Below are 18,598 nucleotides of genomic sequence, written 5' to 3'. Positions count from 1 at the left end.
GCTCGTCGTGCAACTCCGTTCTTGAAATGTTAAGAACGCTGCTATATCAACGTTTGGGGAGCCTTCTTGTTTATTTGGGAAGTGCTTTTTTTAATAAATTGTAGGTTTGTTTAAAAAAGAGCCATCTTTTTTACCTGATTGCTTTTATAGAAATGAGAGAGCTGGAAAAAATAAGATCAGCTTCTATTGATGAATCATTCCATCGATATTTTTAAGCAGATGCCTTTTGTCTAAAATGTATAATGTTACTTTTGTTTTTGTTGAAAGTGAACAATGTTATTGACTGGCTTATAACCTACAATTTAATTAAATAATAAAAAGGGAGCGTGTCATACCGTGGAAAAAACAAAGAAACATGACCCCGATTATTACAAAAAGATCATTATTGCATTGTGTTTAGGGTGGGTAGCTATTTGGATTTATCGAACAATCCTTACGCCAATATATCCACAGATTCAAGAATCATTAGGACATATTAGTGATACACAAATGGGGTTGGTTGCTTCTATTTATTTCTTTGCCTATACGGGTATGCAAATTCCGTCAGGAGCACTTGTCGATAAATTTGGACAGAAAAAGGTGTTAATTCCTGCATTTATCGTCTTTGCGCTGGCTGCATTTGTAATTGGCACAAGTTCAACTATCATGCAAGTATACATTGGTTCGTTATTGGCTGGTATTTCGACTGGTTCATATTACGGTGCAGCCTTTTCCTTATCAGCCAAACATACGCCAAAAGATAAAAAAAGCTTTTCCAATGCGATAATAAATAGCGGATCAGCATTAGGAATGGTAATTGGACTAATCGGATCATCGGTTTTAGTAGGCGGTTTTGAAATTCAATGGAATTATATGCTTTTTATAACAGCTATCGTTATCGTAGCTGTAACATTTGTGTTTGTGTTGTTTATTAAACAAGATAAAACATCAGACAAGGAAGTGGCTGAAGAGAAGAAAGACGCCGTACAAAGCACAGAGATTCTAAATGAAAGCTTATTTTCTCCAAGACAATTAGTTGTATATTTTGTGTATTTTGCAACATGCTATGGCTATTATATGATTGTCACTTGGCTGCCATCCTTCCTTGTAGCAGAAAAAGGATTTGCTCAAGGTTCAGTAGGATATGTAGCTGCACTAGTTGCAGTCACTGCAGTGCCTGGTGCTTTGATATTTACTAAATACATAGACAAACATGCACATTTGCGTCTGCGTTTAATTTTATTTCTATTAATTGCTGCGGCAATCACAATTAGTTTGACAGTATTTGCACCAAATCCTGCAGTGCTGTATATTGCATTAATTTTATATGGCTTATTAGGTAAACTTGCGATTGATCCAGTTTTAATAACCTATGTATCTGATTCCGTATCAGGAGATAGAGTGGCCAGAGCATTAACTCTCTTTAACTTCTTTGGAATGAGCTCATCTGTTATTGCACCAACACTTACTGGTTATATTGGTGATGTAACCGGCTCGCAAGTATTAGCATTCTATATTGCAACCATCCTTCTCGCAGCAGCAGCGTTGCTATTTTTCCTTGTGGTTATGTTAAGACAGAATAAAACAGTAGCTAACTAAATAAATAGAAAAGAAAACTTCCGGTGGTTCTACTTTTGATTTACAACGATATTTTCTCTGAAGCAAATAATGCCAATCGAATGCTCAGGGATGTATCAGGAGATTCTACAGATTGACCTAATATTTCTTCGCATTTTTTAATACGATATTTCACAGTATTACGGTGAATGAAAATATCCTCTGAGGTCTTTGTAAGATCACATTGGTTTGCCATATAGACATTTAACGTAAACCTTAGTTCTTTTTCCTTCGTTGTTTGGGGATAAGCTAATGGACCGAGTGTATAAATGATAAATGGTTTTAATTTATTCGTTGGAATGAGTTGTAATAATTCTTCTACGCTTTTAGATTTATAGGGCTCTACAAATTCTATTTCGCCTTGTTCATATTTATTATCATAAGCCTCATTCGCTTCGAAAAAAGACAGTGGTAATTGTGAAAGCTCGGAGACCTCATTACCAATGCCAAATGAAAGGGAGCTATTAAAAAATAGCTGATACTCTTTTTGGATATATCTGCAATATTCCAAATAATAATGATGTCTTCTTTGTAAAAGTATCGTAAATCTGCGTTCACCCTGAGACATATATATACTAATGGAAGGGTCAATCCCAGTAAACTTATGCGTTAACCACTCAAAAGTCATCTGATATCGCTCATTTAAGTAGGCGCTATTTTCTACATTCTTTTCTTTGTCTATCCCGCAAATCATCACTTGGTAGAATTTAGAGGGTTGAATGTGATATTTTTTTAAAAGGTCGGTGTGTTGTGTTAGTGAAACAAGGTTATCAGGATGTTCGGACATCAGAGATGTAAAAAAATGGTTCGTATCCTGCTGCTCTGCTTCTTTGATTTTGCTATTTTTGTAAATTGCGAGACTAAGTGTGTTAACTGCTTGTTCTATTGTTAATAAACTAAACGGATAGTTGAGCAAATTAACATTTGAAATCATTAGATAATACGGAAAATATTTAAATGCAGGAACCTTAAATATAGCATATTCTTCCTGGAAAACACCATTGTGATTTGGTTCGATTTGCTCTGAATTTAAATATCTTCGGAAATAATTGAGGTTTTTTTGAACATGTTCTGAGTGTTGATGAAAGTGATGACTCGCTGACTCAACTTGATGAAAAGAATTTAGCAGCATGACAGGAACCTTTATAAGTCTACTTAAACGTTCAATCATCATGTTCAGGCTTAACCCTTGCATAAGCATAGCATTTAACTCTTGTTGGATATCTAATGCGAAGTGTAATTTTTCTGTTTCTTCATCCAGGATAAATGACGATATATGATGAGTAATGGATCCTAAATTCCAACTTTCCGGAATTTCAATAATTGGGAATTTTAATTTGTTTGCAAATGCAATAACCTCATCATCTAATTTTTTTAAAAATCGGGATAGCTTGATACCTAGACCAGCAACTTGTATATCATTTAACTCACTAATAAGACTGATTAGTCCGGATTGATCATCCTGATAGCTCATTCCTGTTGTGACGATAAGTGAGTGCGGCGTTGTAAAATTTTTTATATCAGGCGTTTCTGTAATATCAACCATTTCTACCACTCGTTCCAAATCGCCCTGCTCATTCAGCAATGTTAAATCTGAAAATTGTAGTACAGATAATATTTCTTTTAATGTTGTCATAAAGGCTGCCTCCTTATCTTTGTTAGAAAAAGATAAAATAAAAATGAAATATGTCAGATGTTACAAGGATAACTTTTCAATCTGATCGTACACTGTTTTTGAAGGTAATTATACGTATAATCCTTTAGTTAAAAATATTAAAGGAGAATCATTAATGCTTGAACATGATTTTTCGTTTTTTGAAAAGTGTGATTATAACAAAGATATCATGCCGAAGATCACTTGAACAAAGAATTTCATCCTCATTTACTTTTTTTAACGTTGGGGGTGGGACTAGTGCATAATATTCCGGATTATATAGCTGTTGGTGATGTTTTACATCACCATTTCAAGCAACGATATCACTTGTCGGATAGCCTTATGACTTGTTGCGAACGGATACACAGGTTCAAAATATGGCGTCCCGTTTTCATTGATAGTGGGGCGGGGTTGCCATTTATTATTCTTGATCATTAACTTTGCTATCGGTGAAACATTAAATAACTGCTATCTTAAATCTAATGATTTACACTTTTTGGTATTTGGCTATCTGGGGGATTCATGCTGGCGGTTGCGAAAGGCAGTATTATATATCCAACCATTAAAAGAGGAGGATGATTTTAATGAATTTTGATTCAATTATCAAAAATGGATTAGTCATTCTGGAAAATGGTGAACAAGAAGTCGAAGTAGGGATTAAAGATGGCAAAATCGCAGCAATCGGTCAGGATTTGGGTACAAGTGCAAAAATTATCGATGCAAAAGGATCGATTGTATCTCCGGGTATGGTTGATGCACATGTTCATATCACAGAGCCGGGCGGCGGCTATCGTGATGAATGGGAAGGCTATGACACAGGAACACGTGCCTCTGCAAAAGGCGGTGTCACAACGATCATCGAAATGCCATTAAATCAAGTGCCAGCAACGGTAGATGAGGAATCTATTCAAGTAAAATTTAAAGCTGGGAAAGGAAAATTATCTGTAGACGTTGCGAGTTACGGCGGTTTAGTACCATTTAACTTGGATGGGGGTATTCAAGAGTTAGATAACAATGGTGTTGTTGCATATAAATGTTTTTTAGCAACATGTGGTGACCGTTCTATAGAAGGAGATTTCATGAATGTGGATGACTATTCCCTTTACGAAGGTATGAAACAAATTGCGAAGACAGGCAAAATATTATCTATACACGCTGAAAATGCTGCAATTACGGACAAGTTAGGGGAAATAGCATCTAAAAATGGTGAAACCTCCTTACGTGCTTATGTAGATTCTCGACCCGTATTTACTGAAGTAGAACCGATTAGAAAAATAATTCTATTTGCGAAAGAAACGGGATGTCGTGTACACATCGTTCATATAGCTTGTGAAGAGGGCGTAGATGAAATTGTCAAAGCACAACAGGAAGGGGTCGATATTACATGCGAAACATGTACACACTATTTATATTTCTATAAAGAAGAACTGGATCATATCGGACCAGTTGCAAAATGTTCTCCGCCAATTCGTGAACAATCACGCTTAGAAGGCATGTGGAATCGGGTATTAAACGGAGATATTTCATTCGTAACATCAGACCATTCACCATGTACCCCAGACTTAAAAGCTACGGATAATGCATTTGAAGCTTGGGGGGGTATCGCAGGTATACAAAATAATGTTGACATATTATTTGATGAGGGGGTGCAAAAACGTAATATGTCATTATCCAAATTTGCAGACATTATTGCTACAAACCCTGCGAAACGTTTTAATCTAATGTCAAAAGGCAGTATTGCAGTAGGGAAAGATGCGGATTTTGTATTTATTAAGAAAGATGCACCTTATGAATTAAAAGCTGAGGACCTAGCATATCGACACAAAATTAGTCCGTATATTGGCCGCAAAATTGGTGCTCAGGTAGTGAAAACAATCCTTCGCGGTGTCGAAATCTATGATAAAGAAAAAGGGATTTCAAATGAAAAAGTAGGAAGATTTATTCCTTGAGTGACGGAATAGCTAGCCCGTCAGGAATTTGAGGCATAGGAAGATGTGAAGGCGACCTGAGATTGTCTTACACTCGCAAATTCAGTGTGTCATCAGCATTTCTTATGGCAGCTAATATAGCTGAAGTGAGCATGGCAAAGTTGACTTCATCACAATCTTTTGCTATTACAGCAGCAGTTGTTAATCAATATGTATCCTGACTCTTGGCATATCATTTATGAAATAGATAAATGACCCTATAAATCAATGTTTTTTATTGATTTATAGGGTCGTTTTTTTATTTGCACCTTATTTATTTGATTGGCAAAAGAGAAGTTTCGCTCTTTTGAAGCGAGCGATCTGTGATTTTCTTTAGGAGACATTCAATGCAAATTTGATTTGTTATAAAGCGTATTTTTTTATGTAATCGAAAGCCAACAGTTTCTTTTTATATCTGGCATTAGCCGATTATTTAGATACCGTAAATTGATTAAAAGGTGTCTTTGTTAAAAGTGCATAAAATGTTTTTCCATTATTGTTGGTTATGTCAATGAATGGTTGTAAATAGGGTTCTATGATGAAAGTAAATAAAAGAAAGGGGGAGAAAAAGAATGGATATTCAATCAACCTTTGAAACGTTGGATAAGAAATTCACAAGATTTGGCGGTTTAGAAAAAGGGGGAATTACGCGGCTGTTATACTCTCCTGAATGGATTGATGCAGTTCGCGAACTGGAAGCAACATTCAAGGAAGAAGGTTTAGAAGTAAGCTTTGATGATGTTGGGAACTTATCTGGTCGTCTTGTTGGAAGTAAATATTCTGAAGAAACTATTTTAACAGGATCACATATCGACACAGTTGTTGAAGGCGGTCATCTAGATGGACAATTCGGTATCTTATCTGCACTGGTTGCTGTGAAATATTTAAAAGAAAAATATGGTCAACCATTACGAACAATAGAAGTATTATCGCTCGCAGAAGAAGAAGGAAGCAGATTTCCATATACATTTTGGGGAAGTAAAAACTTTTTTAACCTAGCCAAAAAAGAGGATGTTGACACAATAGAAGATGCTGAAGGAATTAAATTCGAAGATGCTATGCACGAATCGGGTTTTGATTACCGTAAAACAGATGATGTTCGTGACGATATTAAAGCATTTGTTGAAGTACATATTGAACAAGGGAAAGTATTAGAGACGGAAAATAAAGCGATTGGTGTTGTAACTGGGATTGTCGGTCAAAAACGTTACTCAGTTAACTTGAAAGGTGAAGCAAACCACGCTGGCACAACACCGATGTCATTACGAAGAGATACAGTTGTTGCATATAGTGAGATTGTAACAGACTTAACGAAACGAGCTAGAGAAATTGGGGAGCCTCTTGTATTAACGTTTGGACATGTCACTCCTGTTCCAAACACGGTAAATGTCGTCCCTGGAGAAATTACCTTTTCGATAGACTGTCGTCATATTGATCAACAACTATTAAATGATTTTGCGAGAGAAATTGAAGATAAAGTTAAAGCGGTGGCAGAAGAAAACAGCATGGCTTATGACATTAATTTATGGATGGATGAAGCACCGTCATTGATGGATAAAGAAATCATTCAAATAATTGAACAAGCAGCTAAGGATAATGTGGGGGACAGCTATAAATTGATGCCATCTGGTGCAGGTCATGATGCACAAATTTTTGCGGATTTTGTCCCTACAGCAATGTTGTTTGTACCTTCTATTGGCGGAATCAGCCACAATACCAATGAAGAAACGAAGATAGAAGACCTTGTGAAGGGGATTGAAGTATTGAAAGATGTATTGTTTGAACTAGCTTATAAGGAATAATAATGAAAAGGAGCCAGATACTCATGAGTTACTTAAATCATAATCAAGGATACAGAGAAGGTTTATTAGAAACACGTTCAGTAATAAAAAAGGATAATTATGCGGTAATTACACCCGATGGCTTGGTTAATAATGTTGTACCTGGCTTTGAAGATTGTGATGTAACCATTTTAGGATCCCCGCGTTTAGGTGCAAGGTTTGTAGATTATTTGGTAACAGTTAAAAACAAGGGCGGAAACAAAACCGGTTTTGCCGGTGATGGTATCCAATCATTTGTGTACGTTGAATATGGTAAAATCAACGCTTTTGCGGATGGTAAAAAATACGAATTGGCAAAAGGCGGATTCTTATATGTACCTCCACACTTACAATTGACGTTTGATAATCATAATAATGGTGAGGACAGCCGTTTGTTTTTATACAAAAAGCGTTATCAGCCGCTTAAAGGACATACGCCAGAAATTGTTACAGGTAATGTGAATAACATCAAACAAGAACCCTATGAAGGGATGAAAGAAGTATTAATTCAAGATTTACTGCCAAAAGAAATTGCATATGACATGAACATTCATATTCTTTCATTTAAGCCGGGTGCTTCGCATGGTTACATTGAAACGCACGTTCAAGAACATGGTGCTTATATATTAAGTGGACGAGGTGTTTACAACTTAGACAACGAGTGGATGCCAGTTGACAAAGGTGACTATATTTTTATGGGAGCTTATACGCCGCAAGCAACCTATGCAATTGGTTTAGATGAACCATTCTCGTATATTTATTCAAAGGATGCGAATAGAGATATTAATCTATAAAGAGGGGCAATTTTAATGAGTGAACCATTAGTGTATGTAGAAAGTAATCGTCTCCGGCAGCTAATGAAAGATAAATTAGTGAAAGCAGGCTTACCTGAAGAACATGCGGATAAAACAGCTGACTTACTCATCTTTGCAGATGAACGAGGTGTTCACTCACATGGTGCAGTGAGAATGCAATACTACTCCGAACGTACATTAAAGGGTGGATATAACCTGAACCCCGACTTAAGCTTCGTAAAAACGGGTCCAGCATCAGGGATTTACCATGGAGATAATGCGTTAGGACATTATGTGAGTTATCAAGCAATGAAAAAGGCAATCGAATTAGCAAAAACATCAGGTATCGGTGTTGTCGGTGTAAAAGAAATGGGACACAGTGGTGCGATTGGTTATTATGCACGTCAAGCAGCATTAGAAGGTATGGTGGCATTAACAGTATGTCAATCTGATCCCATGGTTGTGCCATTTGGCGGTACCGAACCGTACTTTGGCACCAACCCAATTGCTTTTAGTGCGCCTCGAAAAGATGGCAGTCCAATACTGTTTGATATGGCAACAACGGTACAAGCCTGGGGGAAAATCTTAGATGCAAGAAGTAAAAACAAGTCTGTTCCAGGCTCATGGGCAGTGGATAAAAATGGAGCACCAACAACAGACCCGTTTAAGGTAAATGCATTATTACCAATGGCTGGGCCTAAAGGATACGGGTTAATGATGATGGTGGATATTTTATCGGGGAGTTTACTCGGCTTGCCATTTGGCAAGCATGTCACTTCCATGTATAAAGATTTATCAGAGTACCGTCGCTTAGGGCAGCTTCATCTCGTGATCAATCCTGAATACTTTGGCGGGAAGGAGCAATTCCTGGAAAAAATATCTCAAATGGTTGAAGAATTACATGATAACCCGCCTGCTGAAGGATTTGACAAAGTGTATTATCCCGGTGAAATTCAAATAGATGTGATGAAACAGTATAAAAAAACAGGTATCCCAGTTACAAAGGAAATTTTAGATTATTTAGAGTCAGACAACATTTACTAATTATGTAATGGAAGGGGGGAGGATCAGATGCGAGTATCTAAGCAGGAGCTGTTTCATTTAATCAAACAGAAGCTAATCAAAGCTGGATTAAATGAAGGAGCCGCACACGATGTTTCAGATGTATTGACATTCGCCGATCATAGAGGGATCCATTCCCATGGAGCAGTACGTGTGGAATACTATGCCGAACGAATCGCAAAAGGCGGTATTACAGCAAACCCAAACTACACATTTGAACAAACAGGACCTGCATCCGCTGTCTTTAGCGGAGATAATGGTCCAGGTCACCAAGCAGCAAAACAAGCGATGGAAAAAGCAATCGAAATGGCAAAAAATTCAGGTGTGGCTGTTGTAGGCATGAAGAATATTTCGCATAGTGGTGCATTGGGTTACTTTGTTGAAATGGCAGCAGAACAGGACATGGTTGCTTTAAGTATGTGCCAATCAGATCCAATGGTCGTACCGTTTGGAGGAACAGAACCATACTTTGGCACCAATCCGATTGCTTATAGTGTACCATCGGCTGATGAACGCATAATCACATTTGATATGGCGACAACTGTTCAGGCATGGGGAAAAGTATTGGATGCCAGAAGTAAAAATGAATCGATCCCGGAAACATGGGCAGTAGATGCAGCCGGTGCACCAACAACGAATGCAAGAGATGTTCATGCACTTGTGCCAATTGCTGGTCCAAAAGGTTATGGATTGATGATGATGGTGGATATTTTATCGGGCAGTCTTCTTGGAGTACCTCATGGCGTACATGTATCCTCCATGTACCAAGATCTGACAAAAGGCCGCGATTTAGGGCAAATTCATATTGTTATCAATCCCGCATACTTCACAGATTTAACTGCTTTTAAACAACAGATTTCGACGATGCTCGATGAATTAAAAGCACAACCGGCAGCTGAAGGCTATGGAGAAATTTATTATCCGGGTGAGCGCGGTAAATTAAGAAGTGCCAAATATGATAAAGAAGGAATTGAAATTGTAGACGATATTTATAACTACCTCGTTTCAGGCGATGTTCATTACAATCGCTATCATGGAAAGAATAGATTTGCAGAATAACAAAATGGAGGATCATTATGTTATACACAATTATAAAAGAAAACACCTATCAAGATTCTATCGTGTTAATGCTTTTATCAAACAAGTTATCTGCAATAGATGGTGTAAACAAAGTATCGATCATGATGGGAACACCAGCTAACAAAGATATTTTTAAATCTTCGGGTTTAGGCACAGATGAATTGGAAAAAGCAAATCCAAATGACATTGTTATCGTTATAGATACAAATCAAGAAGAAAAAGTAGCGGCAGTGAAAGAAGAAGTAGAAGCAGCTTTAAAAGGTGATGCCGCTTCACAAGACGCATCTAAAGGCCAAGAAGCACATAACTGGAAGCGCGCAATGGAACTTGCGAACAACCCTAATTTGGCATTGATCTCCATTCCTGGTCAGTATGCAGCAATGGAAGCGGAAAATGCATTGAATGAAGGGTTACATGTATTTGTATTCAGCGACAATGTATCTAAAGAAGATGAGGTTAAGTTGAAACAAAAGGCGCATGAAAAAGGATTATTAGTAATGGGACCAGACTGCGGGACCGGAATTATCCATGGCGTGCCACTTGCATTTACAAATATCGTGAATGAAGGAGATATTGGCGTTGTGGGTGCATCAGGTACAGGGATTCAGGAAGTGACAAGCATCATTGACCGTTATGGTAAAGGTGTAACAAACGCAATTGGTACAGGTGGTCGGGATTTATCGACAGAGGTTGGTGCTATCACGGTTTTAGATAGTATCAAAGCATTGAACCAAGATCCAAAAGTAAAAGTGATTACAGTAATTTCTAAACCGCCTGCAGAGGAAGTGCAGCAAAAAGTATTAAACGTATTAAGAAATATTGAAAAACCGGTTGTTACGTTATTTTTAGGAGATCAACCAACTTATCAGGAAGAAAATATTTATCATGCGTATACACTTGAAGAAGCAGCGGTTGTATCTGTTCAATTATCCAATGGTGACAAACCGAATTTTAAACCGACATTGGCTGAAGATGTAAATGTGTCGTTAAAAGATTCACAAGTTGGTATTAAAGGTTATTACTCAGGTGGTACTTTGGCATCTGAAGCAGCTATGTTATTGAAAGAGGCATTTAAAGAGGAAGTACTTGAAGAGAAGAAAGAAGCCTATATCCTAAAAACAAAACATCATGAAATTATTGACTTAGGCGATGATATTTATACCCAAGGGAAGCCGCACCCGATGATTAATCCTGAAAAGCGTATCGAAATGCTTGAAACATCGGGAAACGATCCTGAAACAGCAGTCATCATGATTGATAACGTTATTGGCTATGGCAGTCATGATGATATGGCAAGTGAATTAGCACCAGCCATTAAATGTATGTTAGCCAATGCACATCAGGGAGGCCGCGAACTTGCAGTTCTTGTAACAGTTGTAGGTACAACTAAAGATCCTCAAGGTTATGAAAAGCAAATTGAAACCTTAAAAGAAAGTGGTGCAATCATTTGTGAGACAAACGACCAAATGGTTCGTACAGCGATTAAACTGGCAGGAGGAAAAGTGGAACAGCCAGTCCTTGATATACAAAAATTTGAACATACCCAAGAAGACTTGACAGTAGACGAAAAAATTGTGTCCTTAATCAATACGAAACCAAGTGTCATCAATATTGGCCTGAAAAGTTTTACAGCAGCTGTTCAGAACAGCGGATCAGAGTGTGTTCAATTTAACTGGCGTCCAATTGCTGGCGGTGATGAAAAGTTAATGAAAGTACTTCAATTTCTAAACTACTATGAAGGAGAGACAATCTAATGGGGTACAAAACAATAAATGAAGCGAACGAAGCTGTTATCCAGAAGATCATAGCAGCTGAACCATTCTTAACGGATGTTGTACCTGCCAAGTCTGTGATTCCTGAATTGGAAGATTACGTGTTATTACATGCCGGGCCTCCAATTAAATATGAAAATATGACAGATCCTATGCAAGGCTCTTGTGTGGGAGCGATTCTTTTTGAAGGATGGGCAGAAGATGAAGAGGGAGCGCGTGAACTGCTTGAAAACAATAAGATTACATTTATTCCATGTCATCATGTGAATGCAGTTGGACCAATGGGAGGCGTTACATCACCTGATATGCCGGTTCTTGTTGTGGTGAACAAAGAGAGCGGCAACGAGGCGTACTGTCAAATGAACGAAGGCATCGGTGCAGTATTACGCTTCGGTGCTTATCATGAGCAGGTAATCAATCGCCTGCACTGGATGAAAGATGTGTTGGGTCCGGTGTTAAGTAAGGCATTAAGAAAAATTGATGGAGGCTTAAACGTTAATGTATTGATGGCTAAAGCTATAGCAATGGGGGATGAATTTCACCAGCGCAATATTGCAGCGTCATTGGTGTTTTTAAAAGAAGTTGCTCCAATAATTGCAGCATTAGATGATGTTGAAAACGAACAAAGAACAGAAGTGATCCAATTTTTAGCTGATACAGACCAATTTTTCTTAAACATTGCCATGGCGACAGGAAAAGCAATGATGGATGCAGCGCGTACAATCAAACATGGTACAGTCGTTACCGCAATGTGCCGAAACGGTGAAAACTTTGGCATCCGTATTGCAGGTATGGGAGATGAGTGGTTTACAGCACCTGTTCATACACCACAAGGGTTATATTTTACCGGCTACTCAGCGGAAGATGCAAACACAGATATCGGAGATTCAGCGATTACAGAAACAATCGGTGTTGGCGGTGTAGCAATGATTGCTGCCCCTGCAGTAACACGTTTTGTTGGAACAGGCGGATTTAATGATGCGCTTGAAACAAGCAATCAAATGGCTGAGATCTGTGTTGGAGAAAATCCGAACTTTGTGATTCCGACGTGGGACTTCAAAGGTGCGTGTTTAGGTATTGATGCACGTAAAGTTGTTGAAACAGGCATCACGCCGGTAATCAACACAGGCATTGCACATAAAATTGCCGGATATGGGCAAATTGGTGCTGGTACAGTTCATCCTCCAATCGAATGTTTTGAGAAAGCAATCACAGCATATGCTGAAAAACTGGGTTTTCAAGGATGATTTTACAGGCAAGTGCGATTGGTTCAATCGCACTTCAGCTATTAATTGAGGGAAAAACATTTACTGTGCACAGCATTTTTGAAAAAGGTATAAATATTGTTGATCAGAATGATGAATTGATATTTATCGGCACAAATGAAAATGGGACTTTTCCATTTGGAATTTTGCTTGGTTCACAAACGAGGCAAACATTAAAAGCAGGTCTTGAGGTGGGAGATTCATTACACGTTCGCAATAACCATCTTTCCCACAACTGCTTTAAACTCAATTTTAATGCCAAAATACTTCCGTTATATACGGATTTTAAATATGCAAACATCAATAAATTAAAAGAAAACATGAAACAGATTTCATTTAAATCGTATGAATCTACTGATTTTGAATCAGTTCATGTGTCGGACTTGATAAATAAATTACACGATCCAACTGAAAATTTAGAAGAGGAGTTTCGTTACTTTATCGGACGAGGCCAAGGTTTAACCCCAACAGGTGACGATATACTGGTCGGTATATTATATGGACATTTCATCAACTCTTTTATCGCACAAAACCACCTCGAAACATTGGGGAATCTCATCAGAAAACCCTTAACAACCCTTGTTAGCACGCGCTTTTTAACTTGTGCTATAGAAGGTTTATTTAGTTCGAAAATTACAAGATTACAACATGATCCATCTTTGAAAAGTATGAAAAGCCTTATAAAAGTAGGTTCTTCTTCTGGGATGGATACTTTATACGGAATTTATATGGCTTTAACAAAGGAGTGAAAGAAATGGGGAAAAGAGTAGTACTGGCACTAGGAGGTAATGCAATTTTACAGCCAAAACAAGAAGCAACTTATGCCAATCAACTCAAAAATGTAATCTCTGCAACACGTCATATGATTGAAATCAAAGAAGCAGGACATAAAATTGTGATTACACATGGCAATGGTCCGCAAGTGGGGAATATTATTGCTCAAAACGAAGCTGCCAAAAATGTCGTTGAACCACTGCCAATCTATGCTTGTAATGCAGAATCACAGGGATTCATTGGTTATATGCTGGAAAAAGCTTTGAAAAACCATATGAAAGAACGGGGCATTGCTGCGAATGTAGCTACATTTCTAACCATGGTCGAAGTGGACAAGGATGACAAAGCATTTGAAAAACCAACGAAACCAATAGGAGTATTTTATTCAGAGGAAGAGGCGAAGCAATTAGAAGAGAAAGGGTTTACGATGTCAGAAGATGCAGGGCGAGGCTACAGACGAGTTGTGCCTTCCCCGGAACCGAAAGTGATCCATGGAATAGAAGAGATTCGGCGTTTAATTGATGAAACGATTGTTATCTCCTCTGGCGGCGGCGGTATACCTGTATATCGTGATGAGAGCGGTCTATTACACGGTCTTGAAGCAGTTATAGACAAAGATCGTTCAGGATTAAAGCTTGCACAACAAGTAAATGCTGACGTTTTCATGATGTTGACAGACGTACCAAATGTATTTATCAATTTTGGCAAAGAAAATGAGCAAAAACTAAGCCGAATTACAGTAGAAGAAGCTGAACAATATGTGGCAGAAGGGCAATTTCCTGCTGGCAGTATGCTGCCAAAGATCCAAGCGGCTATAGAATTTGCAAAGTCAGGTAAAGAGGCAATGATTTGTTCATTGGATCAAGCGGTAGCTGCGCTAGATGGAAAAGCGGGGACACGCATAACAAAATAAGACAATCCGTGTTGTTCATAAGGAGGATAAAAAGCCAAAATTCCTCCTTTTTTCAGATATGACCACAGACAGATTTCGAAAAGATACAATCTATGAAGTCTAAATCGAAAGTCAAAGGAAGAGTAGAAAATAATGGATCATTTAAAAGTTGAAGGAGGAAGTTTGATGACAAAAGAGACGGGATCAGTTGAAGGTAAAGGAAAACAACCACTGATTCCCTATTGGGTTAAAGTTGTTATCGTATTTTTCTTCGGTTGGGTAGCTCTTTATGCAACGCGAACAATATTAAACCCGATTATGGGGGATATTGAATCAGCGTTTTCATTAAGCAAGGCACAACTTGGCTTAATTATGAGTATATTTTTCATCGGTTATGCAGGTATGAACGTTCCTGCAGGAATATTAGGAGATAAAATTGGAAAAAAACGAGTGTTGGTTCCAGGTGTTATTCTATTTGGATCGCTAGCAGCAGTTACAGGAATGATGCCTACATTTTTTCTATTTATCTCTGCATGGCTTATGGTTGGTATGGCTCAGGGGGTATATTATGGGCCGCAATATGGAATATCATCCGAAATGATCCCGAAGAACCGTTTAACATTAGGTAGTGCTGTAATTAATGCAGGGATGGCTTTCGGTACTTCAATTGGCTATTATATCTCCAGTTATGTTGTAGGAGAATGGGGATTCGGATGGAGAATTCCATTTTTTATCATCGGAGTGCCGGTTGTACTTATTGGTATTGCAATGGCAATTGTAATTAAAGACAAGCCCAAAAATGATAAAGAGGTTAAAGGCACCGCTGAACCGTTTAAGTTTTCATCTTTATTTAATAGAAACTTAATTTTGGCTTATATTATTATTTTCTGCTCTATTTACGGATTCTTTATGATTATTACTTGGTTGCCATACTATTTAGAAACAGCACGCGGTTTAACCGGAGGAAATATCGCCTTTGTTGCATCACTTGTTCCATGGGCCGCGATTCCAGGTTCATTATTTTTTAGTTGGCTGTCAGATAAGCTAGGCCGGCGTAAACCAGTATTGCTTATGATGTTACCGTTTGGTATTTTATCAACAGCTGCAATTGTTTACTTTGATAGCTTACCAATTCTGTATATGACACTAATTGTGTATGGAATTGTAGGGAAAATTAGCGTTAATCCCGTTTTAATTGCGGTTGTAGCTAATAATGCACCAAAGCAATCATTAAGTACAGCATTTGGATTCTACAACTTTGTTGGAATGTTAGGTTCCATTTTAGCTCCGTATATTACAGGCTGGCTTACAGACGCTACAGGAAGTATGAATATAGGATTTTATTTTGCAGCAGCTCTGTTAGTCATCGCATTGATTGCAACATATTTAATAGATGAAAGTAATTTGCCCTCTGTTGATAAAGCAGCTAAAAATCATTAGTCAGTAAAAGCTTATGACTTCTTCACTGTAATTGTGATTCAAGCAGCATAACAAAGGCGACAGCCAGACTGATAGATGCAAATAATAAACAATTCGGGATCGCGGTGTAAAAATTGGGCTGCGTCTGCAAAACAGCATGGGCTAAAATGACGCTGGACAAAGCAGCGCGCTCAGGCTTGGAGGCAAATGCATATGTGAAAAGAAACAAGACGGGAAAGAACTGAGCGGCAGCTCAGCTGGAGGAAACGGAAAAGTGCTCCCGGGTCAGACATCCTGTTATACACCGATGGTTTATGTTCTCGATCCGCGTTCTTCATATGCGATGTGGAAATATTATCATTCATCAAGCGGAACCCTCGCTTATGCCTAGATAAGTTCGTATTTATATTAAAGCAATGAAAGCACCCTTTCAGCAAGGGTGCTTTTTGCTGTCTTATCAGTCCCGGTTTCTCATTTCTTGAAGAGTCATTTGACCTAATGAAGGGGCAGAAATAGCGGGGGATTCAAAAAAAACTGTGCAAAATGAACTATTACTATTAATTTATATAAGGGGAAAAATATAGTATGATAAGAAATGAATAAAATACAAAAAAATTGAATATCGGCAGAAAGGAGCTCCATATGAACAAAATCGCCGCGGAAGAAGTCGCCAACATGCTCAATACATGGTACCGCGCCATTAGAAGAAGCGATGCTGAACAGTCGATCAGGCTGTTTGAACAAATCAAACCGCTGCTGGCAGACATGGAGGAAGATCAGGAAGTTTTGATCTACTATTCCCTGCTGGAACTGCGGCATAAAATTATGCTCTACGATTCGAGAGGTAAAAAGATAGAGCAGCACGACGTATCGGCCGGCGACAGTGCTGCATCACATATGACATCCTATTACTACTACCTGTTTTCAGGAGCTTATGAAGTGTATAAAAAAAATTATGAGCAGGCAATCAGCTTCTATAAAATTGCCGAGAAGAAGCTTGCTCATGTACATGATGAAATTGAAGTTGCCCAATTTCACGATAAAGTCGGAAAGCTCTACTATTACTTGGGCCAGAATATCGTCTCTTTAAACCATACCCGGCAGGCGATGGAAATTTTCAAAGGACATGGCGACCATGACATGAACCTTGTCTCAACTTATATTACAATGGCCGGAAATTATACTGAGATGGGGAAATATACAGAGGCGGAAGAATATTTAACAGAAGCAATCCATACTGTCAGAAAAGCCGGCGACCATTTTAAAGAAATGCAGCTCCTTCATAATTTTGCCTTGCTTTATGCGGCGATGGACAAATCGGACAAGAGTATTCAATTTTTGGACATCGTTTTGAATGATCATGCATATGCTGCATCGGATTATTATTTCAATGTCGTGTTTTTAATGATCAAAGAGCTGTTTAAAACCGGAGACTATGAACGCGCCGCAGCCTTTTACAAAGAAGGGAAGGAAAGGTCGCAATCTGCGGCGAATGAAATATTTGACGCTAAAATCGATCTTTTATATGCGGCTTATGCTGGATGTGGTGAACAGGCGGTTAAAGACTGCAAAGACAACATAGAAATCCTCTTTCAAGCAAAGCAATACGACAGTGCCAGAGAACTATCTCTCTTAACGGCCAATGTTTACAGATCAAAGTCTCTTTATAAAGAGGCCGCACATTTCTTTTTGGAAGCGATTAAAGCGGAAGAAAAAATGAAAAAAGTGGAGGGAATGTGATGAAAAAACTGTTCATTGTTGCTGCGATTGCTGCCGTCGTATGTTCGGGATGGTTTGCGGCAGAAACTCATTCGCCATCCGGCGACATGCAGATTGCTGAAAAGATGGTCGGTTAAATCGAATACCCGGAACAAATATTGAACAACCGCTCCTTAGCTAAGGGGCGGGTTTTTCGGATAAAGGTAAAGTATTGGAGTATATGATCAACAATTACTGCTTCTGTACTTGCTGGTTTTTCTTATATTGAGAAACTTCAAATTGACAACATGAATAAAGAAGATCAGCATAACTACAAAGTAGAGGCTGAGGCTCCAGGTAACGTTGTCATGAAAGAATATACATCCAGTATACAAGAGGTTGCGCCATCGACAGATCAGTACCCTTTTCCTCAACACGTTGTATAATAAAGTAAAGTGTCCTTACAAGGTGATGACAATGACTGTAATTGTTACCAAAGAAGAGGCTAAGCTGCTTAATCATTACTATGAAGTCTTGAAGAATTCTAAGCTTCCAATTTCGAAAAGAAGAATAGCAAAGATGCATTATGATTGACTATAGACAAGCAAAACTTAGAAACATAGAAGAAGCAAATGAAACCCTACTGTTTGTTTCAGTAGGGATTCTTTATGAAGAAAAGGAGATAATTATATGGAGGCGGAAGTGACTGACAAACCCATTGTAACAGGAAAAGGTGCTGTAAGATTTTCTTGAAAGAGTACCAACAAAAGAATTCTAGGCGAGAAGAGCACAAAGGAAAAAGTTA

At 38.3% G+C, this 18,598-nt stretch carries 15 protein-coding genes; 14 read left to right on the top strand and 1 reads right to left on the bottom strand.

Features of this window, described 5'->3' with window-relative positions:
• Positions 1–336 precede the first annotated feature (336 nt).
• The gene (locus tag LQ247_RS12985; RefSeq protein WP_020450834.1) at positions 337–1,578 is read left to right on the top strand and encodes an MFS transporter; all 1,242 of its coding nucleotides are present in this window, start codon (positions 337–339) and stop codon (positions 1,576–1,578) included.
• A gap of 40 nt (positions 1,579–1,618) precedes the next feature.
• Here LQ247_RS12985 and LQ247_RS12980 read toward each other — a convergent pair whose 3' ends face one another.
• Positions 1,619–3,232 (bottom strand): PucR family transcriptional regulator, encoded by a 1,614-nt coding sequence (locus LQ247_RS12980; protein ID WP_020450835.1) that lies wholly within the window; start codon positions 3,230–3,232, stop codon positions 1,619–1,621.
• A gap of 602 nt (positions 3,233–3,834) precedes the next feature.
• Between LQ247_RS12980 and allB the strand changes: the two genes are divergently transcribed.
• From allB to LQ247_RS12915, 13 genes are all read left to right on the top strand, one after another.
• Positions 3,835–5,199 (top strand): allantoinase AllB, encoded by a 1,365-nt coding sequence (gene allB, locus LQ247_RS12975; RefSeq protein WP_231006140.1) that lies wholly within the window; start codon positions 3,835–3,837, stop codon positions 5,197–5,199.
• A gap of 590 nt (positions 5,200–5,789) precedes the next feature.
• Positions 5,790–7,019, top strand: a complete 1,230-nt coding sequence (gene allC / locus LQ247_RS12970) for an allantoate deiminase (protein WP_231006139.1) — start codon at positions 5,790–5,792, stop codon at positions 7,017–7,019.
• 23 nt (positions 7,020–7,042) lie between these two features.
• Positions 7,043–7,831 (top strand): (S)-ureidoglycine aminohydrolase, encoded by a 789-nt coding sequence (gene allE / locus LQ247_RS12965; protein ID WP_020450841.1) that lies wholly within the window; start codon positions 7,043–7,045, stop codon positions 7,829–7,831.
• A 15-nt stretch (positions 7,832–7,846) separates the two neighbouring features.
• On the top strand, positions 7,847–8,875 hold the full coding sequence (allD, locus tag LQ247_RS12960) for an ureidoglycolate dehydrogenase (RefSeq protein ID WP_231006138.1): 1,029 nt from the start codon (positions 7,847–7,849) through the stop codon (positions 8,873–8,875).
• Between the two features lie 27 nt (positions 8,876–8,902).
• On the top strand, positions 8,903–9,952 hold the full coding sequence (allD, locus tag LQ247_RS12955; RefSeq protein ID WP_020450843.1) for an ureidoglycolate dehydrogenase: 1,050 nt from the start codon (positions 8,903–8,905) through the stop codon (positions 9,950–9,952).
• Positions 9,953–9,969: 17 nt separating this feature from the next.
• Positions 9,970–11,727 carry an acyl-CoA synthetase FdrA gene (locus tag LQ247_RS12950; RefSeq protein WP_144497752.1) on the top strand — a complete coding sequence of 586 codons (1,758 nt, stop codon included), beginning with the start codon at positions 9,970–9,972 and terminating at the stop codon, positions 11,725–11,727.
• Positions 11,727–12,992 (top strand): DUF1116 domain-containing protein, encoded by a 1,266-nt coding sequence (locus LQ247_RS12945; protein ID WP_144497753.1) that lies wholly within the window; start codon positions 11,727–11,729, stop codon positions 12,990–12,992. The genes LQ247_RS12950 and LQ247_RS12945 overlap by 1 nt, the downstream gene beginning before the upstream one ends.
• The gene (locus LQ247_RS12940) at positions 12,989–13,759 is read left to right on the top strand and encodes a DUF2877 domain-containing protein (RefSeq protein ID WP_231006137.1); all 771 of its coding nucleotides are present in this window, start codon (positions 12,989–12,991) and stop codon (positions 13,757–13,759) included. Before LQ247_RS12945 ends, LQ247_RS12940 begins: the two co-directional genes overlap by 4 nt.
• A 5-nt stretch (positions 13,760–13,764) precedes the next feature.
• Positions 13,765–14,697: a carbamate kinase gene (gene arcC / locus LQ247_RS12935; RefSeq protein ID WP_020450847.1), complete on the top strand. Its 933-nt coding sequence runs from the start codon at positions 13,765–13,767 to the stop codon at positions 14,695–14,697.
• A 165-nt stretch (positions 14,698–14,862) separates the two neighbouring features.
• On the top strand, positions 14,863–16,116 hold the full coding sequence (locus tag LQ247_RS12930) for an MFS transporter (RefSeq protein ID WP_075212921.1): 1,254 nt from the start codon (positions 14,863–14,865) through the stop codon (positions 16,114–16,116).
• A gap of 190 nt (positions 16,117–16,306) precedes the next feature.
• Positions 16,307–16,486 (top strand): DUF2690 domain-containing protein, encoded by a 180-nt coding sequence (locus tag LQ247_RS12925; protein ID WP_255265632.1) that lies wholly within the window; start codon positions 16,307–16,309, stop codon positions 16,484–16,486.
• A gap of 251 nt (positions 16,487–16,737) precedes the next feature.
• The gene (locus LQ247_RS12920) at positions 16,738–17,835 is read left to right on the top strand and encodes a Rap family tetratricopeptide repeat protein (protein WP_025811723.1); all 1,098 of its coding nucleotides are present in this window, start codon (positions 16,738–16,740) and stop codon (positions 17,833–17,835) included.
• Positions 17,835–17,951, top strand: a complete 117-nt coding sequence (locus LQ247_RS12915; RefSeq protein ID WP_020450851.1) for a hypothetical protein — start codon at positions 17,835–17,837, stop codon at positions 17,949–17,951. The genes LQ247_RS12920 and LQ247_RS12915 overlap by 1 nt, the downstream gene beginning before the upstream one ends.
• Positions 17,952–18,598: the final 647 nt, after the last annotated feature.

This window comes from Bacillus sp. BS3(2021) (genome assembly GCF_021043345.1).
Taxonomy (GTDB): Bacteria; Bacillota; Bacilli; order Bacillales; family Bacillaceae; genus Bacillus; species Bacillus paralicheniformis.
This window is presented reverse-complemented; position numbering and strand designations above follow the sequence as displayed.